The 1085-nt window shown below is 38.2% G+C and carries 1 pseudogene; it reads left to right on the plus strand.

The features are described from left to right. Positions 1 to 1085, plus strand: a pseudogene (locus LLA01S_RS13480) (IS3 family transposase); the annotation flags it as partial.

A 1085-nucleotide genomic window follows, 5' to 3' on the forward strand; every position in this document is an offset into this window, starting at 1 on the left:
AAGCGATTGTCAGGCGTTGGGTCAAAGCTTATAAAGAATTAGGGGCGGTTGGAATTCAGCGGAAAAGACAAAATACAGTTTATTCAACACAATTCAAACTTAATGCGGTAAACTTATATCTAACAAGTGAAAAGTCATATAGAGAACTAGCTCATGAATTGGGAATGAATAATCCGCCACTTCTTACACGATGGGTGTCAAATTATCGCAAAAAAGGGGAATTTGCCTTTTCTAATGTTCAGGGGCGACCTAGAAAAGAGTCTGAATTGCTTGAAATAAGTATTAAGAAAGCGAAAGATGTGGTGAATGAAACAGAGCAAGAACTTGCTAGGCTTCAAAACGACAATCTTAATTTAAGAATGGAAGTTGAATATTTAAAAGGGCTGAGGAGATTACGGCAGGAACAACACAAGAGGGAAAATCCCGAGTGGTCTGTGAACTCCGACGAGAATTCAAGTTCCCACTTAAGCAACTCTTAGCCATTTCTGAACTTTCTAAAGCAACTTATTACTACTGGGTCAATCGTTTTGAACGTCCTAATAAAGACGAAATGATTGAGCAAGTCATGCTTGAAATACGTCAAGAACACACTAATGCAGGGTATCGTCCAATGGTTGAGCTATTAAAACAACGTGGAATTTATGTTAATCACAAGAAAGTTCAGCGCTTGATGAAAAAACTTGGGCTTCGTGTGACTACTTTTTGGCATAAATCTCGTAAATATAACTCTTACAAAGGTAAAGTTGGGACTGTGGCTAAGAACAAGCTCCACAGACGATTTAACACTTCTATACCACATCAGAAGATAACGACAGACACCACTGAGTTCAAATATTACGATAAAGGGGTTCAAAAGAAGCTTTATCTCAACCCCTATCTTGACCTTTTCAACAACGAAGTGATTAGCTATGAAATCTCTAAACAACCAACCTATCAAGCTATTGCGACAGCACTTCAGGAGGCTTTAGAATTGACTTCTGATTGTCTCTATCGTCGTACTTTCCACTCTGACCAAGGGTGGGCATATCAGATGAAAAACTATGTCTTTAAGCTCAAATCACAAAAAATAATCCAATCTATGAGTC

It is taken from the genome of Lactococcus cremoris subsp. cremoris NBRC 100676 (assembly GCF_001591705.1).
Taxonomy (GTDB): Bacteria; Bacillota; Bacilli; order Lactobacillales; family Streptococcaceae; genus Lactococcus; species Lactococcus cremoris.